Genomic DNA, 26,653 nt, shown 5'->3' with positions numbered 1-26,653 from the left:
GCGAGAACGCTTGAAGTCTCTGGATTCCCGCTTGCGCGGGAATGACGAACCTTCCAGCCGGTTCAAAGCAATCAAAGGCCGACCCCGCCCCTCGCGGGACCCGGCCCGGGACCCATGCGGCTCATCGCCGCACCAAGGAATCCGTCATGGACTTTTCCAAATTTTTCATCGATCGGCCGATCTTCGCAGCCGTATTGTCGATCGTGATCTTCGCCGCCGGCCTGATCGCGATCCCGATCCTGCCGATCAGCGAATATCCCGAAGTGGTGCCGCCTTCGGTGGTCGTGCGCACGGTGTATCCGGGCGCCAACCCCAAGGTCATCGCCGAAACCGTCGCCACGCCGCTCGAAGAAGCGATCAACGGCGTCGAAGACATGATGTACATCAAGTCGGTCGCCGGTTCCGACGGCGTGCTGGTCACCACCGTGACCTTCAAGCCGGGCACCAACGCCGACGACGCCGCCGTGCGCGTGCAGAACCGGGTCAGCCAGGCGCTGGCGCGACTGCCCGAGGACGTGCGCCGGCAAGGCGTGACGACGCAGAAGCAGTCGCCCGTCTTCCTGATGGTCGTGCACCTGACTTCGCCGAACGGCAAGTACGACACCTTGTACCTGCGCAACTACGCCCGACTGCACGTCAAGGACAGCCTGGCGCGCCTGTCGGGCGTCGGCGACGCGCAGATCTTCGGCGGCGGCGACTACGCCATGCGCGCCTGGCTCGACCCGGACAAGGTCGCCTCGCGCGGCCTCACCGCCGGCGACGTGGTCCGCGCCATGCGCGAGCAGAACGTGCAGGTCTCCGCCGGCCAGCTCGGCGCCGAGCCGATGCCGAGCAGCGACTTCCTGACCCTGATCAACGCCCAGGGCCGCCTGCGCAGCGAGAAGGAGTTCGGCGACATCGTGCTCAAGCGCGGCAACGACGGCGAAGTGGTGCGTCTGTCCGACGTCGCCCGCCTGGAACTCGGCGCCGGCGACTACAGCCTGCGCTCGCAGCTCGACGGCAAGAACGCGGTCGGCATCGGCATCTTCCAGGCGCCGGGCGCGAACGCGCTGCAGATCCAGGAGCAGGTCATCGGCACGATGAACCAGCTCTCCAAGACGTTCCCGGAAGGCATCAAGTACGAGGCGGTGTACGACACCACCATCTTCGTGCGCGACTCGATCAAGGCGGTGGTGTCGACCCTGCTCGAAGCGGTGCTGCTGGTGGTGCTGGTGGTGATCCTGTTCCTGCAGACCTGGCGCGCCTCGATCATTCCGCTGATCGCGGTGCCGGTGTCGGTGGTCGGCACGTTCTCCGCGCTGTACCTGCTGGGCTTCTCGATCAACACCTTGAGCCTGTTCGGCCTGGTGCTGGCGATCGGCATCGTCGTCGACGACGCGATCGTGGTGGTCGAGAACGTCGAGCGCAACATCGAGGAAGGCCTGAGCCCGCTCGACGCGGCGCACCAGGCGATGAAGGAAGTGTCCGGCCCGATCGTGGCGATCGCGCTGGTGCTGTGCGCGGTGTTCGTGCCGATGGCGTTCCTGTCGGGCGTGACCGGCCAGTTCTACAAGCAGTTCGCGGTCACCATCGCCATCTCCACGGTGATCTCGGCGGTCAACTCGCTGACCCTGTCGCCGGCGCTGGCCGCGCGCCTGCTCAAGCCGCACGGCGCGCCCAAGGATGCGCCGACGCGCTTGATCGACCGCCTGTTCGGCTGGCTGTTCCGTCCGTTCAACCGCTTCTTCGCCTCCAGCTCGCACAAGTACCAGGGCGCGATTTCGCGCGCCTTGGGCAAGCGCGGCGCGGTGTTCGTGGTCTATGCGGTGCTGCTGGTCGCCACCGGCTTCATGTTCAAGATCGTGCCGCCCGGCTTCATCCCGCTGCAGGACAAGCTGTACCTGATCGCCGCGGTCAAGCTGCCGGAAGGCTCCTCGATCTCGCGCACCGACGCCCTGCTGAGCAAGGTGACCGATGTGGCGATGAAGACCGAAGGCGTGCAGCACTCGATCGCCTTCCCGGGCCTCAACGCGGTGCAGTTCACCAACACGCCCAACACCGGCGTGGCGTTCCTGCCGCTCAAGCCGTTCTCCGAGCGTCACCGCAGCGCGGTGGAGATCACCGCCGAGTTGAACCAGAAGATCAGCGGCTTCCAGGAAGGCTTCACCTTCGCGCTGATGCCGCCGCCGATCCTCGGCCTGGGCAACGGCGCGGGCTATCAGATGTTCATCCAGGACCGCAACAACCTCGGCTACGGCGCGCTGCAGAACGCGGTCAGCGCGTTCCAGGGCACGGTCATGCAGACCCCGGGCATGGGCTACGCCAACAGCACCTACCAGGCCAACGTGCCGCAGCTCGACGCCGAAGTCGACCGGGTCAAGGCCAAGGCGCAGGGCGTGCCGCTGACCGAGCTGTTCGACACCCTGCAGACCTACCTGGGTTCGGCCTACGTCAACGACTTCAACCAGTTCGGCCGCACCTGGCAGGTCATCGCCCAGGCCGACGGTTCGTTCCGCGACAGCGTCGAGGACATCGCCAACCTGCGCACCCGCAACGACCGCGGCGAGATGGTGCCGATCGGTTCGATGGTCAGCATCAAGCAGACCTTCGGTCCCGACCCGGTGCTGCGCTACAACGGCTACCCGGCCGCGGACATCGCCGGCGACGTCGACCCGCGCGTGATGTCGTCCTCGCAGGCGATGGAAGTGGTCAAGGACGTGGCCGCCAAGGTCCTGCCCAACGGCATGGAGATCGAGTGGACCGACCTGAGCTATCAGCAGGTCAGCCAGGGCAACGCGGCGATGATCGTGTTCCCGCTCGCCATCCTGCTCGCGTTCCTGGTGCTGGCCGCGCTGTACGAAAGCTGGACCCTGCCGCTGGCGGTGATCCTGATCGTGCCGATGTGCATGCTGTCGGCGCTGATCGGCGTCAAGCTGACCGGCGGCGACAACAACGTGTTCGTGCAGGTCGGCCTGGTGGTGTTGATGGGCCTGGCGTGCAAGAACGCGATCCTGATCGTCGAGTTCGCCCGCGAGCTGGAACTGCAGGGCAAGGGCATCGTCGAAGCCGCGCTGGAATCGTGCCGCCTGCGTCTGCGTCCGATCGTGATGACCTCGATCGCCTTCATCGCCGGCACCGTGCCGCTGGTGCTGTCGCACGGCGCCGGCGCCGAGGTCCGCTCGGTCACCGGCATCACCGTGTTCGCCGGCATGCTCGGCGTGACCCTGTTCGGTCTGTTCCTGACCCCGGTGTTCTACGTGGCGCTGCGCAAGCTGGTCGGCAACAAGCTGGTCTCGCACGGCGACCACCACAATGTTTCGGAGACCGTCCATGCGTAAGTTGCAACTTCCCGCGGTCGCGCTGCTGACGCTCGCGCTGGCCGCCTGCGCGGTCGGTCCGGACTATGTCCGGCCGACCCTGGCGACGCCGGAAAAGTTCTCCCGCGCCGACGCCGAGGCCGCCACCGACGGCACCGCCGCGCCGGATCCGGCCGCCGAGTTCTGGCGCAACTTCAACGACCCGCTGCTGACCCGGCTGGTCGAGGAGTCGCTGGGCGCCAACCACGACCTGCGCATCGCCCTGGCCAACTACGACCGCGCCAACGCGCTGTTGCGCGGCGCCAAGTTCGACCGCTTCCCGACCATCACCGGCAGCGCCAGCGGCAGCGACACCCGCTCCAGCAGCGACCAGATGCCGGGCGTGGACAACCGCGGCCGCGACAACGAGAGCTACAGCGTCCAGGCCAACGTCAGCTGGGAACTCGACCTGTTCGGCCGCGTGCGCCGCAACGTCGAGTCGCAGCGCGCCGACACCTGGGCCAGCGCGGCCGACCTGCAGGCGATGCAGGTGACCATCGTCGGCGAAGTCGCGCGCAGCTACGTCGAGCTGCGCGGCCTGCAGGAACGCCTGCGGGTCGCGCGCGAGAACGCCGAGAACCAGCAGGAGACGCTGCGTCTGGTCGAAGCGCGCTTCGACGCCGGCCGCGGCACCGAGTTCGACACCTCGCGCGCTCGCGCCCAGCTCGAAGCGACCCTGGCGCGGGTGCCGAACCTGGAAGCCCAGGTCGCGGTGACCCAGCACCGCCTCGCGGTGCTGACCGGGCAGACGCCGGATTCGCTGGTGGCCGAGCTCGATCAGGCCTCGGCGCTGCCGGCCTTGCCGGCGCGGCTGGATGCCGGCACGCCGGGCGAGCTGCTGCGCCGGCGTCCCGACGTCGCCGCGGCCGAGCACCGCCTGCACGCGGCCACCGCGCGCATCGGCGTGGCCACCGCCGACCTGTTCCCGCGCTTCACCCTGTCGGGGCTGATCGGTTCGCAGGCCATCGACACCAGCGCGCTGTTCGAACGCGCCAGCGAAACCCGTCTGGTCGCGCTCGGCATCGACTGGTCGTTCCTCGACATCGGCCGGGTGCGCTCGCGCATCAAGGCCGCCGATGCCAGCGCCGAAGGCGAGTTGGCGCGTTATCAGCAAAGCGTGCTGCTGGCGCTGGAAGACACCGAGAACGCGCTGGTCCGCTACGCCCGCGCGCGGGTCGAGGACCAGCACCTGGAACGCGCCGCCGACGACAGCCGCAAGGCCGCCAAGCTCGCGCGCGTGCGTTACGAGGCCGGCGCCGCCGACCTGTTCGAAGTGCTCGACGCCGAGCGCACCCAGCTGCAGGCGCAGGACGCGTTCGCCGACGGACGCACGCGTTCGGTCACCGGCGCCATCGCGTTGTACAAGGCGATGGCGGGTGGGTGGCCGGCGCGTGAGCCGGTGCGCGAGGGAGTAGCTCGTAATTGAGAAGCGGGATTAGGGACTAGGGGTTAGGGAACTGAGAGTGCGCAATGGTTGGCAGCTTCGTTGTGGCGGTGTACTCCGATACGCGCTGTCGCAACTTCCGCGAAGGCTGCGCCCGATCATCGCCACCTCAGTTCCCCAACCCCCAACCCCGCTCTTGCCTTCTCCGCTTTCCTGACCGACGACCCCGGCCCGCGGCGCGGCCCCTCCCCTCTCTACCGCCGCAGGCCGCTCGTCGGTCCTTTTGATTCCCGGCGGCGCGGGCCTCGCGCCCGCGCCGCCCCGCATCGATTCGCCCGGGACGCGTTGCGCGTTCCTCGCGGTGGGGCGCGCGTCGCGCGTCCCGGGCGGTCGGTTCCGATGTTCGCCTCGCGGCGTCGCCGCGAGGCCATGGCCGAATTCCTCGGTCCGACGGGCCGGTCGCGGCGGCATGCGCGGCGCGGCACTGGGTTCCGCTCGCCGCGCAGCGCGCGCGGGCGCGACTGGTAGCGCGCCCGCGCCGCATCGCCGCCGCGGCCGTCCCGTCGGCTTTTTTTGCCTCAGTCGGTCGGCACCGAGAACACCGTCTTCAGAAAGCCCGGCCACGCCGATTCGCCGACGTAGCGGATCGGCCGGTCGGTATTACTGACCTTGTAGCCGTCGCGGAAGCTGTCGCGGTTGAACTCGGCCGCGCTCTGCGGGAAGAACACCGCCAGCCCGGTGTCGCCGTAATAGCTCTTGCCGACCTTGTTGCCGCTGGTGTAGTTGCTCTTGACCGCCAGCGCCAACGCGTCCTGCGCGTCGCCGATCGCGGCCTTGCTGTCGGCGTCGACGGCCTTGGTCTTCAGCGTGGCGAGCCAGCCGCCGATGTCGACGCCGTAGGAGGTCGGATACGGCGTCAGCGCCTTGCGCGCATCGCGCGCGGCCTGCTGCTCGGCGCTGGTGGTCAGCGACGCGGTCACCCCGTCGAGCGCGTCGGCGAACAGGCCGATCTTGCCCAGATCGATGCTCGACAGCGTGGTGTGGCCGGACGGCTTGTTGGTGTAGTACGCGTCGTAGCTGTCGACCACGAGCTTGCCGAGCGCCTTGGCATCGGTCGTCGCCGGCGCCTTGACCAGGCCGGCGAGGAAGCCGTAATCCCAGCCTTCGCCCGGTTCCAGGTCTTCGCTGCCGACCAGGTAATCGGCGCGATCGGCCAACTCGTAGGCCGGTTCGATCATCGCCATCAGGCAGGCGTCGAAGGCGACGATGTCGAGCTTCTTGTCGCCGAGCGCGGTCTTGATCGCCGCGGCGACGTCGCTGTTGTACAGCGCGTTGCCGGTTTCGTCGTCGAACGACACCGCGCGGTGGGTGGCCTGCACCGGCGCGGCGCGGAAGCCCTGGCCGTGGTTCCAGATCACCAGCATGGTGCGCTTGGCCGGATAGGTCTTGGCGCTCCAGGCCAGGAAGTCGGCCAGCGCGGCCGGATCGCCCATGTCGGTGTTGAGCTTGGCCTTGCCCAGGTCGAGCAGCGCATTGGCCGCGGTCGGCTTGGCGCCCTTGGCCACGCGGTAGCGCTTGACCCCGGTCCAGTCGCCGTTGCCGGTGTAATAGCCGTCGCCGCGGCCGTACTCGACCAGGATGTTGACCTTGTCGGTGCTGCCGACCTTGGCCATCTGGTTCCAGTTGTGGACGGTGAATTCTTCGAGGTTGTTCTTGCCGTTCATGAACACCAGCACGTTCCACTCGGCGGTGGCCGCCTTGGGTTTGGCCGGCGCCTTGGCGGCATGGGCCAGGCCGCCGCCCGCGAGCAGGGCGGCGGCGAGCATGGCGTGATTGAGCAATCGCATGGTTCGGGTTCCTGGTAGGTGAGCTTCGCGGCGCGCACGGCGCGCTTCGTGCGCGCGGCGAAGGGCGGACACGCGTCCGCCACAGGTAAAAGCGCAAGCCGGCGCGGCTCACCCTGGCGCGCCCTACCTAAAATTTGCGTCGCAAGTGTGATCGCTCGCGAGGAACGCGACACGCACGCCGGAACTGCGTTGCGCAGCGCCGGTGGCGGAAGGCGCCGAAGCGCGTGCCGCTCAGCCGCCGACCTGGGCCACCCAATGGTCGAGGTTGTAGTAGTTGCTGACCCGCTGGATCCGGCCCTCGCGGATCTCGAAGAACGCGCCGCCCGGCAGCACGTACTTCTGCCCGCGCGCTTCCGGCAGGCCCGGATCGGTGACCGCGTACTCGCCGTGCACCACGTACTCGGCCGCGGCGCGGGCGCCGTCGACCGAGGTCATCACCACGATGTCGCGCAATTGCTCGCGGTAGTGCCGCGACATGCGTCGCAGGAACGCCGCGAACGCCTCGCGGCCGGTTTCGCGCGCGCCCTGGTTGAGGTCGTGGACGACGTCGTCGCCGAGCGTGGCGAGCATGCCGTCCCAGTCGCCGCGGTTGAACGCGGCGTAGTAGGAGAGCACCAGCTCGCTGGCGAGGTCGTGGCGGCGGGGGCCTTCGGTCATCGGCTGCGGTCCTGCGGAATCTGGGTCGGGGAAGGGGGCGGGGCAGGCGCATGATCGCGCATTCGCGCCGGGCCGACGAGCCAGGGCGGAAGGGCGTTCGCAGCCGGTGCCGGTTTTGCGGGAGGGGCTGAAGGCCGTCCCGGAAAATCCCTCCCGCAAAAGCGCGCGGCCCGGCGGTAAGCCCGCCGGGCCGCGTTCGACGCTCGCATGCTCAGTCCCGGATCGGCGCGATCAGATCCGCACCATCGCGCGCTGGCGCTGACGCAGCAGGCTGATCGTCAGCACCGCCGCGAGCAGCGCGGTGGTGACCACGAAGATGCCCACGCCGAGGTAGCCGCCGCTGACGCCGCCGGCGGCGGCCGCGCTCTTGTCGGGGATGAAGGTCGCCGCGAGCATGCCGGTGTAGTGCATGCCGCACACGGCCACGCCCATCACCAGCGCGCTGCCGAGCATCTGCGCCCAGCCGCGCAGGTTGAACGCCAGCCACAGGGCGACGATCGAGGCGACGATGGCGATGCCGGCGGAGGTCACCAGCAGCGACTGGTTGTAGACGGTGTCGGCCGGCATCACCATCGCCGCCATGCCGGTGTAGTGCATGCCGGTCACGCCCAGGCCCATCAGCACGCCGCCGACGATCAGCTTGCTCCAGTTGAACACGCCGGTGCCGGCGATCGACAGGCCGGCCATGCACGACACCACCGCGATCACCGCCGAACCCAGGGTGACGGGCAGGTCGTAGGTCACTTCCACGTTCATCCGGCAGGCGAGCATGGCGATGAAGTGCATCGCCCAGATCGCGCCGCCGCCCATCGCGATGCCGGCGGCGGTCACGGCGCGCCAGCGCGCCGCGCCGGTCGCGCCCGGGATGGCGATGGCCAACTGCAGGGCGGTGAACGACCCCAGCACCGACACCACATAGGAAAGAATCACGAGCAACGGGTCGTGGACGCATTGAATCGCTTGGTCGAGCGGCATGGCGAACCCCCTGGTGGATGGGTTGTCTTCGGATAGGAACAGCAATCGGCCGCCCGGGCGCCGTCCCGCGCCAAGGCGACATCCCACGCCGGCGCGTACGTCGGCGCGTGGCGCCGCGGCGATCCCGGCCGCGGCGGTCGACCGGTCTGTCCGGTCAGGCTTCGAAATCGAACCGGCAAGTCTCCGCGCCGGTGTTGCGGCACTGGCTTTCGACCACGCGCACGTTGCCGCCGTGCTGGCCTTCGAGCAGGCCGCCGAGCATGCCGCGCAGGAAATGGCAGCACTCGCCATGTTCGCCGCGATGGCAGAAGGGGCTGTTGCGCACGCGCAGCGAGTCGTCGTGCAGTTCGGCCTGGACCAGCTGGCGCATCGCCGGCAGGGCGATGCGGCGCACCGAGTCGGCCATCGGCAGCTGTCCGCCGAGGGCGAAGTCGCGCTTGTAGACCCAGGCGCCGACGCGCTGGCCGATGTAGCGCAAGGTCGCCTCGCGCTGGGCCGGCGGCAGCTCGCGCTCGAGCGCGACCAGCTGCAGCAGGATGTTGGGGTAGTTGCGCGCCAACTGGGGCAGCAGCGTTTCCACGCGCTGCATGTCGATCGGCGCGGCGCCGGCCGGCATCGGCGCCGAGGCGACCGGCGGCGCGGACTGCGGCGGCGGCGCTGCATGGCCGTCGCCGTGGCCGTTGCCATGACCGTTGCCATTGCCGGAGCGCGCGGGCGCCTGCGCCGGCGCGCTCGACGCGCCTTCGTAGGGCGAGGCCTCGAAGCTCTGCACCAGATGATGGGTGCCCAGCTTCTCCTCCAGCACCAGCAGTTGATCGGCCGGCCCGCGCACCACCATCACCAGCACCACGCCTTCGTCGCTGTTGAGCATGCGTTGGCGCAGCAGGGTGAAACCGTTGGCGATGACGACCTGGCCCAAGGCGAGCAGCAGGCCGTCGCGGCGCTCGGAAACCACGCGAAACTCGACATCCACCATGCAGAACTCCCCTGGCCTGTGCGCGGGTCCGTTCCGCTCGGATCGAGCGGTCGACGCGTCATGACAGGGACTGGCGCGCGATGGCGCAGCGTGCCAGTTGTGTTAACAAAAAACACTAACCAAGATCACACAAAAGCCCTGGTTTTTAGTCTTTTTATGCGGCGCGAGGACGCGTCCTCAACGTGCGCCGCATAACAAACGCAAACCGAATCGGAAACCGGTCACGAAGCGTGTGCGGCGAACCATTGCGCCGCTTGATCGAGGTCGACATTGCCGCCGGAGACGATCAGGCCGACGCTGCGGCCGGAGAACAATTCGCGGTTCGCCAGCACCGCCGCCAGCGGAACCGCGCCGGAGGGTTCGACCACCAGCTTCATCCGCTCCCAGATCAGCCGCATCGCCGCGATCGCCTGCGCGTCGTCGACCAGCAACACCTCGCGCACGTGTGAGCCAAGGATAGGAAAGGTGAGCGTGCCCAGTTCCGCGCGCAGCCCGTCGCAGACCGTGTCGGTGGCGCGGCCGGTGATGCGCCGGCCTTCGCGCAGCGAGTCGTGGGCGTCGCGCGCGCCCTGCGGTTCGGCGCCGTAGACCGCAACGCCCGGGTCGGCGCCGTGCGCGGCGATGGCGGTGCCCGACAGCAGGCCGCCGCCGCTGACCGGCGCGATCACCGCGTCCAGGCCGGGCGCGGACGCCATCAGTTCCAGCGTCGCGGTGCCCTGCCCCGCGATCACCAACGGATCGTTGAACGGATGCACCAGCACGCCGCCGGTGTCGGCCAGCACCCGCGCGGTGGCTTCGTCGCGCGCGGACTGCGCGGGTTCGCAGAACACCACCTGCGCGCCGTAGGCGCGGATCGCGGCGAGCTTGACCTTGGGCGTGTTGTGCGGCGCGACCACGGTCGCGCGCGCGCCGCGCAGGCGCGCGGCCAGGGCGATGGCGGCGCCGTGGTTGCCGGAACTCTGGGTGACGATGCCGCGCGCGGCCTGTTCGTCGCTCAGCGAGAACACCGCATTGCAGGCGCCGCGGAACTTGAACGCGCCGCCGCGCTGCAGGTTCTCGCATTTGAAGTGCAGCCGGCAGCCGGCGAGCTCGTCGAGCGCGTGCGAGGTCAGCACCGGAGTCGCGTGCGCATGCGCGGCGATGCGCGCGGCGGCGGCGAGGATGTCGGTGTAGGCGGGGGCGGCGAGCGTCGGGGTATCGGGAGCGTTCATCGCGCAAGCGTAGCGCAGCACGAGCGGGGTTAGGGGTTAGGGAACTGGAGTTGCGACGCCCGCATACAACACCGCCGCAACCGGAAACTGCGATGCCTCGACCGCCCGCGTACCCGCAGTTCCCTAACCCCTAATCCCTATTCCCGCTTTTGCCCCCCTCAGTCATGCCTCAACGCCGCGATCGGATCCAACCGCGCCGCCTGCCGCGCCGGATACACCCCGAACGCCAGTCCCACCGCCGCGCAGAACGCCGCCGACAGCAACACCGGCAGCGGCGCCCACGCCACCTGCCAGCCGGCGAACGCGGCGATCAGATACGCCAACAGCACGCCGAACAGCAAGCCCAGCGCCGCGCCGGCGACGCAGATCACCGTGGCCTCGCGCAGGAACTGCGCGACCACGTCGCGCCGGCGCGCGCCGAGCGCGCGCAGCAGGCCGATCTCGCGCCGCCGCTCCAATACGTTGGCGAGCATGATGTTCATGATGCCGATGCCGCCGACCAGCAGGCTCACGCCGGCGATCGCGCCCATCACCACGCGGAAGATGCGCTGGGTCTTCTGGTGCTGCTGGAACAGCTGCTGCGGCACCACCAGGCGGAAATCGGCGCTGCCGGCATGGCGCTGGCCGAGCACCGTCGACAGCACCCGCGCGCCGGCCGCCAGTTGCGAGGGGTCGCCGAGCCGCAGCAGGAAGCGGTCGATTTCGTCCTCCTGCGGATTGAACTTGAACCGCGCCCGCGCGCTGGCCAGCGGCACGTACACGCGGTTGCTCTCCAGGCCCAGCTGCACGCCTTCGAACTGGTCCTTGCTGAGGTCGCGGTCGGCCAGCACGCCGACCACCTGCAGCCACACGTGGTTGACCTTCAGATAGCGGCCGAGCGGATCCATGTGCGGAAACAGATCGGCCGCGGCCTGATGGCCGAGCACCGCCACCGCCGCCAGCGCGCGGTCGTCGTCGGCGCTGAGCGCGCGGCCCTTGGCCACGCGCAGCGACGACAGTTCGAAGTAGTCCGGGCTGACCCCGCTGGCCTGCGCGTCGCTGCGGCCGTGATCGCTGAACACCGAATGGGTGCGCACGGGTTTTTCCGCGGCGTAGCGCTGCGCGCCGGGCACCACCGCCAGCGCCGCGTCGGCGTCGGCCAGGCTCAGGCCGAGGCTGCGCGCGCGGATCTCGCGCAGGCTGTTCTCGTCCTGCTGCAGCTTGGCTTCGGCGATCAGATTGTTGAGGCCGAGGCTTTCGACCAGGTGCAGCGCTTCGCGCCGGCTGCCCTCGCCGACCGCCTGCATCGCCACGATCGCGCCGACGCCGAAGATCAGACCGAGCAAGGTCAGCAAGGTGCGCAGCCGGCGCCGCCACAGTTCCTCGACCGCTTCGCGCCAGATCGGCGGCAGCCAGCCCAGCGCGCGGCTCATCGGCCCACCGCCTGCGCCGGTTGCGGTTTCGCCGCGGCCTTCTTGTCTTGCGCGGCCGCGTCCTTGGCCGCGTCTTCGGCCTTGGCGGTCGGCGCGTCGATCGCGCCGGCTTCGGCCAGCAACACCGCATCGCCTTCGCGCAGGCCCGACAGCACCTGCGAACGCGCCGGCCCGCGCACGCCGAGCTGGACCTCGCGGCGCTGGAAGCCGGCGCCGTCGCGCACCCGCACGTAGTCGCGGCCGTCGTCGCTGTCGACCGCGACGTTGGCCACGCTCAAGGCCTTGGGCGCGTCCAGCAGCACCACCCGCGCCTGCAACTGCTGGCCCGGCACCAGCTTGTAGCGCGCGATCGCTTCGGCCGGAATCGGCGCCTTCATGCTCAGATACTTCACCGGACTCTGCTGATTGCGCACCTTGGCCGCGCTGGCGACCCAGGACAGCTTGCTGCGGATCGTCTGTTCGGGCCGGCCGACCGGGAACATCTCGACCGCGTTGCCGACCTTGACCCCCTGCGCCTCGATCTGCGGCAGGCTCAGGTCCAGTTCCATCGCCGACGCGTCGGGCAGGCTGCCGTAATCGAAACCCGCGCGCAGGGTCGCGCCGATGTTGGCCTTGTCGCCCTGCCAGTTGGTCGCGAGCATCAGCACGCCGTCGTTGGGCGCGCGCAGTTCCAGCGCGTCCAGGTCGGCCTGGCGGGTCTTGGCGGCGATGTCGTAGGTCGCGCGCTGGGCGTCGAGCACCGCCAGCTCGGCGCCGCCGCGCACCCCGGCCTGGCCGCGCTGCCATTGCAGGATGTCCTGCTTGGAGGTCAGGAAGCTGCGGTCCTGGACCGCGTCGAGCACCTCGTTGCGCGCCAGCGTGCTCAGGTCGGCGCTGGCGTAGCGTTCGGCGATCGCCAACTGCACCGCGACCTGGGCCAGATCGACCCCGACCTTGCTCTGCGCGGTGTCCAGATCGCCCTGCTTGGCCGCGCGCGCGAGCTGGTTGCGCTGCAGGTCGATCAGGGTCTGCGCCAGTTCCTGCTTGCCCTGGTCGGCGCTGAAGCGCGCGATCAGGTCGCCCTTCTTGACCGCGCTGCCTTCCGGCAGCATCCACTCGACCTGACGCGCGGCCCAGTTGCGGCCGGGCACGCTCAGCGGCGTGGCCTTGGCCGACTTGAGCTCGCCCTCGCCGCGCACGCTGAGCCGCAGCGGCGCCGCGGCGACGGTTTCGGTCGCGGCCGGCGCGAGTTCGCCGGAGCAGGCGGCCAACCAGAGAGGCAGCGCCAACCAGCCGCCGCACCGCAGCAGAAGCCGCGCATCCACACCGAACGCTCTCATCGCGCCGCTCCCGCCGCCGCCGCCGCGATCTCGACCCGCACCGCCTGCCCCGGCCGCAGCGGCGCGCGCGGATCGTCGAGCTGCACGTCCAGGTCCAGCACCGGCACCGGCTGCACCTGCGATTTGCTGCGCACCGCGCGCCCGACCGAGGCGACCTTGCCGCGCAGCACGCTGCCGGCGCCGCCTTCGACCACGATCCGCACCGGCGCGCCGACCTTGACCTGGCCCAGGTCGCGCTCGGCGAGTTCCGCGCGCACCGCCAGCGTGCTCATGTCGGGAATCTCGGCCACGGTCTGGCCGACCCAGACCTGCGAGCCGACATCGAATTTTTCGCCTTCGAAATTGCTTCGGTGCATCATCAGCCCGTCGCGCGGCGCGACCACGTCGAGCGCCTGTTGCGAGCGCTGCAGGCGATCCACGTCGGCCTGCAACTGGTCGCGTTCGGCGGCCAGCAGGCGCCGCTCCTGGCGGCGCTGCTCGGCCGACAGGACTTCGCGCTTGCGCGCCAGTTCCATCTTGCGTTCGGCCTGTTCGCGCGCGACCACCAGCTTGCGGTACTCGACGCCGGCGATCAGCTCGGCCGGCTGCTCGGTCTTGCGCTTGGCTTTCTCCAGCGCGGCCTGCGCCTCGGCGGTGGCCAGCCGCTCGGTGCGCTCGCGCTCGGCCAGTTCCAGGTCGAGCTTTTCCAGCTCGCTCTGCTTTTCCTTGAGCGTGCTGCGCTTCTCGGTGAGCTGCTTGATCACGTCGCTGCTGTCGAAGCTGATCACCGCCTGCCCGCGCTTGACCGGCGCGCCGTCGGGCGCGAGCTGGGTGATGTTGAACTGCCACATGCGTTCGATGTTCGGCGGCATCAGCGGCGAGGAACGGCGCGCGTAGACTTCGCCGTCGACGCGCAACGGCGCGGCCGCAGCGGACAGCGTTGCGGCCGACGCCAGCGCGAAGAAAACAGCGCAACGCAGCGCATGGATTCTCATCGGTGCGCTCCCGCCGCGGTCACCCGCACGCTCATGCCCGGCAGCAGCGCCAGGCCGTGCCCGGCCGGCAGGTCGATGTCGACGCTGAAGTAGCGGCCTTCGCCCCATTCGGGCTTGCGGTCGGGCGCGCCGGCGATCGCGGCGATGCGCCCGCGCAACTCGCGCTGCGGCAGCGCGTCGAAACTCAGCTGCACGTCCTGGCCGACGCGCAGCCCGGGGCGGTCGGGTTCCAGCGCCCAGGCGCGCACCTGCATCGCGCCGCCGCTGCCGACCACCTCGCCGGCCTTGCTGCCGGGCATGGTCGAGCTGCCCTCGTCGATGCGCCCGCCGATCCAGTTGTTGTTGAAGCCGTGCAGGACGATGCCGTCGCGCTCGGCGCGCACTTCCGACTGGCGCAGCAGCGCGGCGTAGTAATCGCGCTGCACGCTGAGCTTGCGCGTTTCCAGATCGCCGTCCTGGCGCCGGCGCGCGACCGCGGCGCGCGCGGCGTCGAGCAGTTCGCGCTTGAGCCGCTGCTCGCGCTGGGTCTTGTCGAGTTCGCCCTGATGGCGGTCGTAGTCCAGCTGCGAGATCAGGCCGCGCGGAATCGCCGCTTCGATCTTGGCCGTGGCCAGCGCCGCATCGGCCTCGGCCTGCGCCACTTCGGCGTCGACCGCTTTGACTTCCAGCTCGGCCAGTTCCTTGGCCGCCTTGGCCCGGGCCTGTTCGATCTTGGCGTCGAGTTCGGGAATCTGGGTGCCGGCCTGGCCCGGGTCGATGCGCAGCACCACCTCGCCGGCTTTGACCGCCTGCCCTTCCGGCACGAAATAGCGCAGCGACACCGGCGCGGTGTTGGCCTGCGGGGTGTAGATGGCCTGGGCGCCGACCGAGCGCACTTCGCCGGTCAGTACCACCGCGCAAGCGGCGGGCGCGGCGACAGCGGCTGCGATGGCCAGCGCGGCGGCGAGCGCGGACGCGGCGGAAACGGATCGGAATGCGTTTGCGATCATGCGCTCAGGCCGCCCGGCCGTGCGCGCTGTCGTGCTCGACCTTGCCGTCGTGCAGGCGCACCTCGCGCGGCGCTCGCGCGGCCAGGTCGCGGTCGTGGGTCACCAGCACCACGGTCTGGCCGCCGGCGTGGACTTCGCCGATCAGGTCGAGCACATCGGCCGCGCTCTTGGAGTCCAGGTTGCCGGTCGGCTCGTCGGCGAGCAGCAGCGCCGGCTGCAACAGCAGCGCGCGGGCGATCGCGGCGCGTTGCTGCTGGCCGCCGGACAGCTCGCTGGGGCGGTGCCCGCTGCGCTCGCCGAGGCCGACCCGGGCCAGCAGCTGGTGCGCGCGCTGCGGCGCGTCCGCCGGCGGCTGGCGGTGGAAGCGCAGCGGCAGCAGCACGTTCTCCAGCAGGGTCAGCCGCGGCAGCAAGTGGAAGCTCTGGAACACGAAGCCGATGCGGCGGTTGCGGATGTCGCTGGCGTCCTCGTCGTCGAACTCGGCGACGTCGCGGCCTTCGATCAGATAGCGCCCGCGGGTCGGCCGGTCCAGGCAGCCCAGGATGTTGAGCAGGCTGGATTTGCCGGAACCCGATGCGCCGGTGATGGCGACGAATTCGCCGGCGCCGATCTTCAGGTCCACCCCGGCCAACGCATTCACCGCTTGCCCGTTCATTTCATAACGACGATGGACCGCATCCAATTCGATCATCGATAACCGGGCCGGGAAGTGGGAGACATGCCGCGAGGAGCCTGCCCGCGCATCGTCCGTTGCGCGGGCGCCGCCGTGGTCGTTGCGACCCGGCGCGCGCCCTGAAGGTTCCCGCGCCGGCGCGGGTCGGCGCAATCCCCCATTTGTCAGGACCTGCGCCGGCGCGAGGCCGGGCGCCGCGTGCGCGCGTGTCCGCTGGTCGCAACGCGCAACGATTCATGAACCCGTATTGTGAACCCGTACCGCAATCGCGCAGGTCTTCACCGATAGTTTATGGATCGACCCGCAAGGCACGTCAGTCGAGGACAGGCGAAGATTCTCCGGAATCCGCGCCGTGCGGGGAGTATCCGGCACCGCCCCCGGTTGAACCCGAACGAGCCGATTCCGCCGGTGCGCCCGGCGGGAGCTGCGGATCGATTGGCCAGGACGGCCGCCGCCTCCGGACGCACCCGCGCGTCCGGATCACCACGACGCTCATTCACAGGGGAATCCCATGCGCAAACTTTCGCTCTGTCTGGCCTTGAGCCTGGTCCTGCTCACCGGCTGCGAGCCGCCTGAGATCCAGCCTACGGCTGCCGGTTCGCATCCGGCCCCGCATATCGACCTGAGCGACAACGCGGCGCAGCCCGAACCGGCGTGAAACTGACAGTTCCGGGTCGGCCGAGTTAAGCCCGAGTTCAATGCATCAGGCAGAATCTGAAACCCTATCCGGGGGGGCTGCCATGATCCGACAACTGACAATTCCGCTACTCGCAGCCGGCCTGCTGGCCGGCTGCGTCTCCGACTACACCGTCCGCGGCGGCGGTGGGCCGGGCTCGTATTACTACGGCCGGCCGAGCGTGGACTACAACTATTACGGCGGCTACGGCGGCTATTACGGGCCGGGCTACGGCTATTACCCGTACGGCGAGTCGTATCGCTTCCGCTACGGCGGCGGCTATTACGGCAACCCGTACTACGGTTACGGCGGCTATCCGTACTACTACGGCTACCCACGCCACTACTACCCCAACCGTCCGGGCCGGCCGCCCACCAACCCGCCTTCGAACAACCCCTCGCCGCCGCGCAGCGACGGCGGCATCCCGTGGCGCGACACCCGCCCGGTCGGCGGCGGCGCCTGGGGTCCGCGCAATCCGGGCACCAGCATGCCGCAGCAGCCGCGCTCGATGCCGCAGCAACAAATGATGACGCCGCGTGCCCCAGCGATGCCGTCCGCGCGCCGCGACGGTGGCCGCGCTTGGCGCGACGTGGAACGCTGAACAGGCGAACTCCGCACGCCGGACACCGGCCATCGGTCGTTTACGACCGTTCAAGACGCTACCAGGGGCCTACGGGCCCCTTTTTCGTCGGAACTGGAACGGTGCGCACTTGCGTTCCTGACGGAGTGACAGCAATCTACCGCTACTGACCGCTTACGTCGTATTTGGACGTTTTCGGTAAGCACAGGCTTCTATGTCGGCGCCTGGCGAGGAATCACGGATCCCCCCTGTTCCGTCCCCGTCAGGCGTCGGCGCCCATTCCGCTCCGCAGTGCGGACGCGACCGGAAAGCGCGCGTATCTACGCGCGCTTTTCTTTTTGGGTCAATGGGTTAGGGCGAACGCCCGACGCGGGCTTCGCGGCTGCCTCGGCAGCGTGGCGCGGATCGGCGGGCGCCGGCCGGAGCCGGCGCGCAGGCAATAAAAAGGGGCCGAATGTCCCCCGACATTCGGCCCCCGGCTTCCCCCGCGAGCGCTTGGCCAGCCCCTGTTCCAATTCCAGCCGGCGTCTAGCGCCTGCCCCGCAAGGTGCATGAATATCCAAGCATGGAGCGTGCCAACTTTTCGTGGGCCGCCGCCGGCTTGACGTCGTGCTCCAGTCCGGCGTGCGAAAATGCCGGCCCGTCCGGGCGCCGCGCCGCCCAGCCAGCGCCGCGTCCGGCGCCCCGCCGTTGCCAGACCGCCTCGAACCCATGAGCGACTCCTTCTACCAATTCGACGTCATCGTGGTCGGCGGCGGCCATGCCGGAACCGAGGCCGCGCTGACCGCGGCGCGTGCCGGCGCGCGCACCCTGCTGCTGACTCATTCGATCGAGACGGTCGGCGCGATGAGCTGCAACCCAGCCATCGGCGGCATCGGCAAGGGCCATCTGGTCAAGGAAATCGACGCCATGGGCGGGGTCATGGGCCGCGCCGCCGACGCCGCCGGCATCCAGTGGCGCCGGCTCAACGCCAGCAAGGGCCCGGCCGTGCGCGCGACCCGCTGCCAGGCCGACCGCGCGCTGTACCGCGCCTTCATCCGCCGCGCGGTCGAGGGCCAGCCGGGGCTGAGCCTGTTCCAGGCCGCGGTCGACGACATCGAATTCGACGCCGGCCGGGTCACCGGCGTTCTCACCCAGACCGGGCTGCGCTTCCGCGCGCCGGCGGTGGTGCTGACCGCCGGCACCTTCCTCGCCGGCAAGGTCCATGTCGGCCAGACCACCTACGCCGCCGGCCGCGCCGGCGATCCGCCGGCGACCGCGCTGGCCGCGCGCCTGCGCGAGGGGCCGTTCGTGGTCGACCGGCTCAAGACCGGCACGCCGCCGCGCATCGACGGGCGCAGCCTGGACTACTCGGTGATGGAGGAGCAGCCGGGCGACGATCCGCGTCCGGTCATGTCCTTCATCGGCAGTCCGGCCGACCATCCGCGTCAGGTCTCGTGCTGGATCACCCACACCAGCGAGCGGACCCACGAGATCATCCGCGGCGCGCTCGACCGCTCGCCGCTGTACACCGGCCAGATCGAGGGCATCGGCCCGCGCTACTGCCCGTCGATCGAGGACAAGGTGGTGCGTTTCGCCGAGAAGGCCAGCCACCAGATCTTCGTCGAGCCCGAGGGGCTGGAGACCTTCGAGATCTATCCCAACGGCATCTCGACCTCGCTGCCGTTCGACGTGCAGCTGGACCTGGTGCGCTCGATCCGCGGTTTCGAGAACGCCCACCTGACCCGGCCGGGCTACGCCATCGAGTACGACTTCTTCGACCCGCGCGGGCTCAACGACACCTTGGAAACCAAGGCGGTGGCGGGGCTGTTCTTCGCCGGCCAGATCAACGGCACCACCGGTTACGAGGAGGCCGCGGCGCAGGGCCTGCTGGCCGGCCTCAACGCCGCGCGTTTCGTCCGCGGCGAGCAGGGCTGGAGCCCGCGCCGCGATCAGGCCTATCTGGGCGTGCTGGTCGACGACCTGATCACCCACGGCACCAGCGAGCCGTACCGCATGTTCACCTCGCGCGCCGAGTACCGGCTGCAATTGCGCGAGGACAACGCCGACCAGCGGCTGACGCCGGCGGCGCGCGCGATGGGGCTGGTCGACGATGCGCGCTGGGGCCTGTTCGAGCGCAAGCTCGAGGCGGTGCAGCGCGAGACCGCGCGCCTGGGCGCGGTGTGGGCGGCGCCGAACAACGCGCTGGGGCGCGAAGTCGCGCAGACGCTGGGCATCGAGGTCAGCCGCGAAAGCAGCGCGCGCGATCTGCTCAAGCGGCCGGAACTGGACTACGCCAAGCTGATGCAGGTGGCGTCGCTGGGGCCGGGCGTGGGCGATGCGGAGGTGGCCGAGCAGGTCGAGATCGGGGTCAAGTACGCCGGTTATCTCGATCGCCAGCGCGAGGAGATCGAGCGCCAGCAGCGCAACGAGCACACGCCGATCCCGCAGGATTTCGACTACGCCGCGGTGCGCGGTTTGTCGGCCGAGGTGCAGCAGAAGCTCGAGCGCGTGCGGCCGCAGACGGTCGGGCAGGCGCAGCGCATTCCGGGGATGACGCCGGCGGCGATTTCGCTGCTGCTGGTGCATCTGACCCGCGTGCGGCGTTCGCGGGTGGCGTGAGCCGCGGCGGGATAGGGCGGCGCGGCTGGCCGTTGCGCGTCTCGTTCCTGCCGTCATCTCCGCGCAGGCGGGGATCCAGAGACTTCAGAGACCTGTCGCGATAAAGCCCTGGATCCCCGCGTTCGCGGGGATGACGGGCAAGAGCGCGGCCTGCACGTTTCGTTGTTGCGGACGCCGAATCCCGAGCCCGAACTCAGTACAGCGGCAGCACTGCAGCTACGCGCATCCCGCCTGTCGTCACAACGGCAGCGCTGCAGCTGCAGCTACGTGCATCCCACCTATCGTCATCCCCGCGAAGGCGGGGATCCAGAGACTTCAGAGACCTGTCGCGATAAAGCCCTGGATCCCCGCGTTCGCGGGGATGACCGGCAAGAGCAAGAGCGCGGCCTGCGTGTCCTCTTTGCTGCGGGAGTTGGAGCCGAAGTTCGACTCCCTCGCCTCAATACAGCTTGCGCTCGCTCTTCGGCGGCGGCGACCACTGGTACAGCCAGGTTTCGCTGAGCGTACCGCTGGCGTCGCGCAGGAACAGGCGCAGGTCTAGCTGGTCGGTAGCGTCGCCCGGCGGCACGGCGTCGAACATGACCCGGTAGCCGCCGATTTCGTGCAGCGGGCGGCAGGAGACGGTTTCCAGGCGCGCGCCGCCGGAGATCTGCACCACCGGTTCGACGGTGGCGTCGCGCTTGGCCAGTGCGGCCAGATTGCCGCCAGCGAAGTCCACCGCGAAGCGCCACGAGAAGGTGTCGCGCTTGAAGCCGATGCGTCCGCCCAGGCCGGTGCGGGTGGCGACGCAATGGGCGAGCTTGGGCACCGCCGGCGGCTGCGCGCCCCAGTACAGGCGGTAGCCGTACAGCAGTTCCTGGCCGGCCTGCGGTTTCTCGCGCGGGTTCCAGAACGCGACGATGTTGTCGAAGGTTTCGTCCAGGGTCGGGATCTCGACCAGTTGCACCGAACCCGCGCCCCAGCCCTGCTTGGGCTCGACCCACAGGCAGGGGCGCTTGTCGTAGAACACGCCGTCGTCCTGGTAATGGTCGAAGTTGCGGTCGCGCTGGAGCAGGCCGAAGCCGCGTGGGTTGTCGTCGGCGAACATGTTGAAGCGCAGGTGTTCGGGGTTGCACAGCGGGCGCCAGATCCATTCGCCGCTGCCGGTCCACATCGCCAGGCCGTCGGTGTCGTGGATCTCCGGGCGCCAGTCCCAGTCCATGCGGCGGTCGTTCTCGCCGACCTGGTACATGCTGGTGCACGGGCCCAGGCCGAGGCGTTCGATGGTCTTGCGCGGGTACAGCGCGCAGTCGATGTCCATCAGCAGCACTTCGCCCGGAGTGATCGCGAAGCGGTAGGCGCCGGCGACGCTGGGCGAGTCGAGCAGGCCGTAGACGACGACGGTGTCGGAGTTCTTGGACGGGCGTTCCAGCCAGTAGGCGACGAAGTCGGGGAATTCCTCGGCGTGGCCGCTGCCGGTGTCGATCGCCAGGCCGCGCGCGGACTGGCCGTACTGGCCTTCCACGCCGACCGCGCGGAAGTAGCTGGCGCCGAGGAATGCGGCGAAGTCGCGCTCGGGGTCCTTGCGGGTGTTGAGGCGGAAGCCGGCGAAGCCCAGGTCCGGCGGCAGCGGCGCGCCCGGCTTGAGGCCGCTGGCGGCGCGGTCGAACATCGCCGGGTCGTAGGCCAGCTCGCGCGCCTGGCCGTCGGCGAGGTCGTACATGCGCACCGGCGACTTGAAGAACAGGCCCAGGTGGAAGAACTGGGCGAGGAACTTGCCGTCGCCGTCGCCCCACAGCGCGTGGTCGCGGCGGAAGCGGATCGACTGGTACTGGTCCCAGTTCAGCGCGGCCAGCGCCGGCGGCAGGGTCGTGCTGCGCGCCACGTAGGCCTTCTGCGCCAGCGCGCGCGCCTGGCCCTTGAGGCTGGCGTAGTCGAACGGCTGCGGCGCGCCGAGCTTCTTCGGCGCGGCGGTGCCGGCCAGGGCCAGCGCGGGCAGGGGCAGGCCGAAGGTGGCCAGGGCGGCGGCCGCGGATTGGAGGAACTGGCGTCGGATCATGGGGGCGGTCGGGCAGGGCAGCGACGGAAACGCCGCATGCTAGCCAATCGCCGCGCGCGCGGGGTTAGGCCGGTGTGGAAATGCAAAACCGGTCGTTCAGCGGGGCGGCCTGCGCGGCGGTTCGGCCGGCGATACGCGTCGTCGAACGTCGCGGCCGAACTTCGCCGCCCGATGCCGCCGCCGCAATCGTCGCCGAAAGTCGTCGGGACTTCCGGCCGTGTCGGCCGCCGCGGGCGCGCGGCTAAGGTCCGGCGATCCCCTGCGAATGGAGTCGTCATGCCGGCTGTCCGCTGCGCCTTGCTCGCCGCCGCCTGTGCGGCGGCCTTGTCCTGTCTCGTCCTGGCCCCCGCGCCGGCGTTCGCCGCGCCCGCCGCGCCGGCGGCGCACACCGCCGAAGACGCCAGCGTGCGCGCGCTGGCCGAACGCCTGCTCGCCGAGAACGTCCCGGCCGACGCGCCCGGCATCGCGGTGCTGGTCGCGCGCGGCGACCGCGTGCTGTACCGCGGCGCGCGCGGGCTGGCCGACGTCGAACTCGGCGTGCCGCTGACCCCGCAGCAGACCTTCCGCATCGGCTCGGTGACCAAGCAGTTCGCCGCCGCGGCCCTGCTCAAGCTGGTCGAAGCCGGCAAGGTCGGGCTCGACGATCCCCTGTCCAAGTACGTGCCCGGCTATCCCAACGGCGAGGCGATCAAGGTCCGCCACCTGCTCGACCACACTTCGGGAGTCAAGAGCTACACCGGCATCGACGGCTACATGCGCGAGTCGATCAAGCGCGAACTGAGCACCCAGGAACTGATCGCGGTGTTCAAGGACCTGCCGGCGGACTTCGCCCCGGGCCAGGACTTCCGCTACAACAATTCCGGTTACGTGCTGCTCGGCGCGGTGATCGAGGCCGCCAGCGGCCAGCCCTGGCACGAGTACCTGCGCCGCAGCTTGCTGCAGCCGCTCAAGCTCGAACACACCCGCTACGGCGACGTGCACGCGCTGATTCCCGGCATGGTCAACGGCTACACCCGCCGCGACGATGCGGTCGCGCCGATGGACTTCCTCGACATGAGCCAGCCGCACGCGGCCGGCGCGCTGGTGTCCACGCTCGACGACCTGTTGCGCTGGAATCGCGCGCTGCACGGCGGCAAGGCGATCGGCGCGGCCGACTACACGGCCATGACCACCGCGCACGGCAAGGCGCAGCAGGGCGCGTACGGCTACGGTTACGGCATCGGCCGCACGGCGGTGCGCGGGCGCGACGGCTACGCGCACAGCGGCGGCATCTTCGGCTTCGCTTCGTACCTGCTGTACCTGCCCGAGCGCGAGATCACCGTGGCGGTGCTCAGCAACAGCGACACCGGCGCGCCGGGCAGCGCGGGGCTGGAGCCGATCGTGCGCAAGCTGGCCGCGGCCGCGCTCGGCGATCCGTATCCGCCGGCGCTGGCGGTGGCCGAGGAACCGCGCACGCTGCGCCAGGCCGAAGGCGTGTACCGGCAGGCCGTGCCCGCGCGTTCGTGGGCGCTGCGCGCCGACGGCGGCGGGCTGAGCATCCAGCGCATCGGCGGCGGCGCGGCGGCCACGCTGACCGCGGTCGGCGCCGGCGAATTCGTCTATCCCAACGGCATCGCGCGGCTGAAGCTGGTGCGCGACGCGGCCGGCGCGGTGACCGCGGTGGATTACTTCGAAGACGGAACCGGCACGGCCCAGCGCAGCGAGCGCAGCCAGGAGGCGCTGCCGCCGCGTTGACGGCGGACGGCGCTGCGCGGACGCCGGCGACGGGCGTCGGCCGGCCGCGGATGTGCGCAATTTGCCGCTACGCCGTACCGGCGTCGCGGTATCGCCGACCCATGCCCAATGGCAGGGGGCCGGCGTGCGGGCGCGGTGAGTAGGATGGGTTTTTCGTGTCCTGCGTCCTGGAGTCCGTACATGCGCCGATCCCCGCTCGCCCTGTTGCCCTTGCTGATCGCCGCTGCGCTGCCCTGGCACGCCGCGCGCGCGCAGACCGCGCCGCCGCAGGACCGGCCGTACCCCGGCACCGTGCAACTGGAGGTCGACGCCAGCGACATCGCCCGGCGCGTGCTGCACGCGCGCCAGCGCCTGCCGGTGCAGGCCGGGCCGCTGACCTTGCTGTTCCCGCAGTGGATCCAGGGCAACCATTCGCCGACCGGCCCGATCGACAAGCTCGCCGGCCTGCGCGTGCGCGGCAACGGCCAGGCCATCGCCTGGGCGCGCGATCCGCTCGACGTGTACGCGTTCAAGCTCGAGGTGCCGCAGGGCGTCGGCGAGTTGGACATCGAGTTCGACATGCTGACCCCGACCGCGGGCAACCAGGGGCGGGTGGTGATGACCGCCGACATGCTCAACGTGCAATGGAACCAGGTCGCGCTGTATCCGGCCGGTTACTACGCGCGCGGCATCCAGGTGGCGCCGAGCCTGAAACTGCCGGCCGGCTGGCAGGCCGGCACCGCGCTGGAACTGGACGCGCGCCAGGGCGACACCCTGCGCTTCCGCCCGGTGCCGCTCAACACCTTGCTGGATTCGCCGGTGTTCGCCGGCCGCCATTACAAGCAGATCGATCTGGCCCCGGGCGCGAAGATTCCGGTGCGATTGAATCTGGTCGCCGACGCGGCCAAGTTCCTCGAAGCCAAGCCCGAACAGCTCAAGCCGCACCGCGAACTGGTGACGCAGGCGGTCAAGCTGTTCGGCTCGCAGCCTTACGACCATTACGATTTCCTGCTGGCGCTGTCGGGCCAGATGAGCGGGATCGGCCTGGAACACCATCGCTCCAGCGAGAACGGCGTCGACGCCGACTACTTCACCGGCTGGGACGGCAGCAGCGCGCTCGGCCGCGATCTGCTCGCGCACGAGTACACCCACGCCTGGAACGGCAAATTCCGCCGTCCGGCCGGGCTGGTCGCGGGCAACTTCAACCAGCCGCTGCGCGACAGCCTGCTGTGGGTGTACGAAGGCCAGACCCAGTACTGGGGTTATGTGCTGGCCGCGCGTTCGGGCTTGTGGAAGCCCGAGTTCGCGCGCGACGCGCTGGCGCTGGTGGCCGCGCGCTACGCCGAGGACCGCCCGGGCCTGAGCTGGCGGCCGTTGCAGGACACCACGATGGATCCGGTGATTTCGATGCGCCGGCCCAAATCGTATTCGAGCTACCAGCTCAGCGAGGACTACTACAGCGGCGGCCAGCTGGTGTGGCTGGCGGTCGACGCCAAGCTGCGCGCGCTGAGCGGCGAGAAGCGCTCGCTCGACGACTTCGCGCGCGGCTTCTTCCGCGGCGCCGACGGCGATTTCGAGGTCAAGCCGTACGAGTTCGAGGACGTGGTCGCCGCGCTCGACAAGGTCGCGCCGTTCGACTGGGCCGGGTTCCTGCGCGAGCGCCTGGACGCGCGCGCCGCGCCGCTGGACGGCTTGGCCGCGAGCGGCTGGAAGCTGAGCTTCGCCGACACGCCGAGCGAATACGCCAAGCTCGCCGAAAGCGACCGCAAGCAGACCGACCTGACCTATTCGCTCGGCCTGAGCCTGTCCAACGACAACAACGTCGTCGCGGTGCGCTGGGACGGCCCGGCCTTCGACGCCGGCATCGCTCCGGGCAGCACGCTGATCGCGATCAACGGCTACAGCGCCAGCGGCGAGCGGCTCAAGGACGCGGTCGGCGCGAACAAGGACGGCAAGCAGCCGATCGAGCTGATCGTGCGCAACGGCGATGCGGTGCGCAGCGTGCGCATCGATTACCGCGGCGGCTTGCGTTACCCGCGGCTGGAGCGGATCGACGGTGCGCCGGATCGCCTGTCGAAGATTTTCGCGCCGAAGTAAGCCGTTCCGGCGCGAGCCGCGACCGCGCAGGCCGCCGTTTGGCGGCCGACCGGCGGTGCGGCGGCGACAGCGTGGGACGCGCGACAATGCCGCGCTATGAACGAAAACATCGAAAAAGAACCAGAACGAGAACCCGCGCATTACCTGCTGATCGACTTCGAAGCGACCTGCGCCAACGACGGGTCGGTGCCGCGCCAGCAGATGGAGATCATCGAGATCGGCGCGGTGATGGTCGAAACCGCGACGTTGCGCGTGGTCGACGAATTCCAGAGTTTCGTGCGGCCGGTGCGGCATCCGCGGCTGAGCGATTTCTGCACGCAACTGACCACGATCACCCAGGCGCAGGTCGACGCCGCGCCCGGTTTCGCCGACGTGGCCGCCGCGCTGAAGGCTTGGCGCGGCGCGTATCCGGACCTGATCTGGGGTTCGTGGGGCGATTACGACCGCAATCAGCTGCAGCAGGACTGCGGCTTCCACCGCGTCGCCGATCCGGTCGGCGCGCCGCACCGCAACATCAAGCGGCTGTTCGCGCAGCGCGAAGGCTCGGGCCGCAAGTTCGGCCTCGGCGGCGGCGTGCGCCGCGCGCGGCTGGAGTTCGCCGGCACCCACCACCGCGGCATCGACGATGCGCGCAACATCGCGCGGCTGCTGCCGTACGCGCTGGGTCGGGCGGAGTTGCCGCGCGAGGCGCGCTGAGCCTGTTCGCGGGCCCGGTGCCCACGAGCCGGCTGTCTATGGGCCCGCTATCCCCGCTGGCTTTCCGCGAGCCAGCCGTTCGCGAGCTTGCTGTCCGCGATCTGTCCGCAATACGGCGCTAGAGTCGGCTCCCGGCGGGCCCGCGCCCGCATGCGAGGACACCGCCATGTACGGATTGATCGGCCGCATGAAAGCCGCGCCGGGCCAGCGCGACGCGCTGATCGCGCTGCTGTTGCAGGACGTGGGCGCGATGCCCGGCTGCCGCAGCTACATCGTCGCGCGCGATCCGGGCGACGGCGACGCGATCTGGATCACCGAGGTCTGGGACGACGCCGACAGCCATCGCGCCTCGTTGTCGTTGCCGCAGGTGCAGGCGACGATCGCCAAGGCGCGGCCGATGATCGCGGGGTTCGATTCGCATTTCGAAACCGAGCCGGTCGGCGGGCACGGCCTGCCGCCGGCCGGGTAAACCGGATCGCTTCCTGTAGGAGCGGCGCGAG

Annotated in this window: 20 protein-coding genes; 9 read left to right on the top strand and 11 right to left on the bottom strand. The window is 70.0% G+C overall.

Annotated features, from left to right (window positions below; translation table 11 throughout):
* The first annotated feature begins 146 nt into the window (after positions 1-146).
* Both JHW38_RS16115 and JHW38_RS16110 read left to right on the top strand, forming a co-directional pair.
* Positions 147-3,317 (top strand): efflux RND transporter permease subunit, encoded by a 3,171-nt coding sequence (locus JHW38_RS16115; protein ID WP_207522345.1) that lies wholly within the window; start codon positions 147-149, stop codon positions 3,315-3,317.
* Positions 3,310-4,761 (top strand): efflux transporter outer membrane subunit, encoded by a 1,452-nt coding sequence (locus JHW38_RS16110; protein ID WP_207522344.1) that lies wholly within the window; start codon positions 3,310-3,312, stop codon positions 4,759-4,761. The genes JHW38_RS16115 and JHW38_RS16110 overlap by 8 nt, the downstream gene beginning before the upstream one ends.
* A 536-nt stretch (positions 4,762-5,297) precedes the next feature.
* Here JHW38_RS16110 and JHW38_RS16105 read toward each other — a convergent pair.
* From JHW38_RS16105 to JHW38_RS16060, 10 genes are all read right to left on the bottom strand, one after another.
* Positions 5,298-6,566: a clostripain-related cysteine peptidase gene (locus JHW38_RS16105; RefSeq protein WP_207522343.1), complete on the bottom strand. Its 1,269-nt coding sequence runs from the start codon at positions 6,564-6,566 to the stop codon at positions 5,298-5,300.
* A 231-nt stretch (positions 6,567-6,797) separates the two neighbouring features.
* Positions 6,798-7,223, bottom strand: coding sequence for a ketosteroid isomerase-related protein (locus JHW38_RS16100; protein ID WP_207522342.1), 426 nt, complete (start codon positions 7,221-7,223; stop codon positions 6,798-6,800).
* A gap of 231 nt (positions 7,224-7,454) precedes the next feature.
* Positions 7,455-8,153 carry an MHYT domain-containing protein gene (locus tag JHW38_RS16095; protein WP_242690963.1) on the bottom strand — a complete coding sequence of 233 codons (699 nt, stop codon included), beginning with the start codon at positions 8,151-8,153 and terminating at the stop codon, positions 7,455-7,457.
* Positions 8,154-8,352: 199 nt separating this feature from the next.
* Positions 8,353-9,174: a V4R domain-containing protein gene (locus tag JHW38_RS16090; protein ID WP_207522340.1), complete on the bottom strand. Its 822-nt coding sequence runs from the start codon at positions 9,172-9,174 to the stop codon at positions 8,353-8,355.
* Between the two features lie 221 nt (positions 9,175-9,395).
* Positions 9,396-10,385: a pyridoxal-phosphate dependent enzyme gene (locus tag JHW38_RS16085; RefSeq protein WP_207522339.1), complete on the bottom strand. Its 990-nt coding sequence runs from the start codon at positions 10,383-10,385 to the stop codon at positions 9,396-9,398.
* Positions 10,386-10,543: 158 nt separating this feature from the next.
* Positions 10,544-11,797 (bottom strand): ABC transporter permease, encoded by a 1,254-nt coding sequence (locus JHW38_RS16080; protein WP_207522338.1) that lies wholly within the window; start codon positions 11,795-11,797, stop codon positions 10,544-10,546.
* Positions 11,794-13,065 (bottom strand): efflux RND transporter periplasmic adaptor subunit, encoded by a 1,272-nt coding sequence (locus JHW38_RS16075; protein WP_207522337.1) that lies wholly within the window; start codon positions 13,063-13,065, stop codon positions 11,794-11,796. The genes JHW38_RS16080 and JHW38_RS16075 overlap by 4 nt, the downstream gene beginning before the upstream one ends.
* A 47-nt stretch (positions 13,066-13,112) precedes the next feature.
* On the bottom strand, positions 13,113-14,090 hold the full coding sequence (locus JHW38_RS16070) for an HlyD family secretion protein (RefSeq protein ID WP_207522336.1): 978 nt from the start codon (positions 14,088-14,090) through the stop codon (positions 13,113-13,115).
* Entirely contained in the window at positions 14,087-15,079 is a 993-nt protein-coding gene (locus tag JHW38_RS16065) for an HlyD family secretion protein (protein WP_207522335.1), read from the bottom strand. Before JHW38_RS16065 ends, JHW38_RS16070 begins: the two co-directional genes overlap by 4 nt.
* Positions 15,080-15,083: 4 nt before the next feature.
* Positions 15,084-15,770 carry an ABC transporter ATP-binding protein gene (locus JHW38_RS16060; RefSeq protein ID WP_207522334.1) on the bottom strand — a complete coding sequence of 229 codons (687 nt, stop codon included), beginning with the start codon at positions 15,768-15,770 and terminating at the stop codon, positions 15,084-15,086.
* A gap of 493 nt (positions 15,771-16,263) precedes the next feature.
* On the opposite strand from JHW38_RS16060, the gene JHW38_RS16055 reads away from it, so the two are divergent.
* The 3 genes from JHW38_RS16055 (at position 16,264) to mnmG (ending at position 19,609) form a co-directional block, all read left to right on the top strand.
* Positions 16,264-16,410 (top strand): hypothetical protein, encoded by a 147-nt coding sequence (locus JHW38_RS16055; RefSeq protein WP_207522333.1) that lies wholly within the window; start codon positions 16,264-16,266, stop codon positions 16,408-16,410.
* A gap of 82 nt (positions 16,411-16,492) precedes the next feature.
* The gene (locus JHW38_RS16050; RefSeq protein WP_207522332.1) at positions 16,493-17,029 is read left to right on the top strand and encodes a hypothetical protein; all 537 of its coding nucleotides are present in this window, start codon (positions 16,493-16,495) and stop codon (positions 17,027-17,029) included.
* Between the two features lie 690 nt (positions 17,030-17,719).
* Positions 17,720-19,609: a tRNA uridine-5-carboxymethylaminomethyl(34) synthesis enzyme MnmG gene (gene mnmG, locus JHW38_RS16045; RefSeq protein ID WP_207522331.1), complete on the top strand. Its 1,890-nt coding sequence runs from the start codon at positions 17,720-17,722 to the stop codon at positions 19,607-19,609.
* Between the two features lie 439 nt (positions 19,610-20,048).
* Here mnmG and JHW38_RS16040 read toward each other — a convergent pair whose 3' ends face one another.
* Entirely contained in the window at positions 20,049-21,647 is a 1,599-nt protein-coding gene (locus tag JHW38_RS16040) for a glucan biosynthesis protein (RefSeq protein ID WP_207522330.1), read from the bottom strand.
* A 276-nt stretch (positions 21,648-21,923) separates the two neighbouring features.
* Between JHW38_RS16040 and JHW38_RS16035 the strand changes: the two genes are divergently transcribed.
* The 4 genes from JHW38_RS16035 to JHW38_RS16020 all read left to right on the top strand — a co-directional run bounded on the left by JHW38_RS16035 (position 21,924) and on the right by JHW38_RS16020 (position 26,622).
* Positions 21,924-23,381, top strand: coding sequence for a serine hydrolase domain-containing protein (locus tag JHW38_RS16035; protein WP_207522329.1), 1,458 nt, complete (start codon positions 21,924-21,926; stop codon positions 23,379-23,381).
* 180 nt (positions 23,382-23,561) lie between these two features.
* On the top strand, positions 23,562-25,457 hold the full coding sequence (locus JHW38_RS16030) for a M61 family metallopeptidase (RefSeq protein WP_207522328.1): 1,896 nt from the start codon (positions 23,562-23,564) through the stop codon (positions 25,455-25,457).
* Positions 25,458-25,553: 96 nt separating this feature from the next.
* A complete protein-coding gene (locus JHW38_RS16025) occupies positions 25,554-26,153 on the top strand; it encodes a 3'-5' exonuclease (protein WP_207522327.1) in 600 nt (199 codons plus the stop codon).
* A gap of 166 nt (positions 26,154-26,319) precedes the next feature.
* Complete coding sequence (locus JHW38_RS16020) at positions 26,320-26,622, top strand: putative quinol monooxygenase (protein ID WP_207522326.1); 303 nt, start codon at positions 26,320-26,322, stop codon at positions 26,620-26,622.
* The last annotated feature ends 31 nt before the right edge of the window (positions 26,623-26,653 follow it).

This window comes from Lysobacter enzymogenes (genome assembly GCF_017355525.1).
Classification (GTDB): domain Bacteria; phylum Pseudomonadota; class Gammaproteobacteria; order Xanthomonadales; family Xanthomonadaceae; genus Lysobacter; species Lysobacter enzymogenes_C.
Note: the sequence above shows the minus strand (reverse complement) of the source record. Positions and strands in the feature narration are given on the sequence as shown.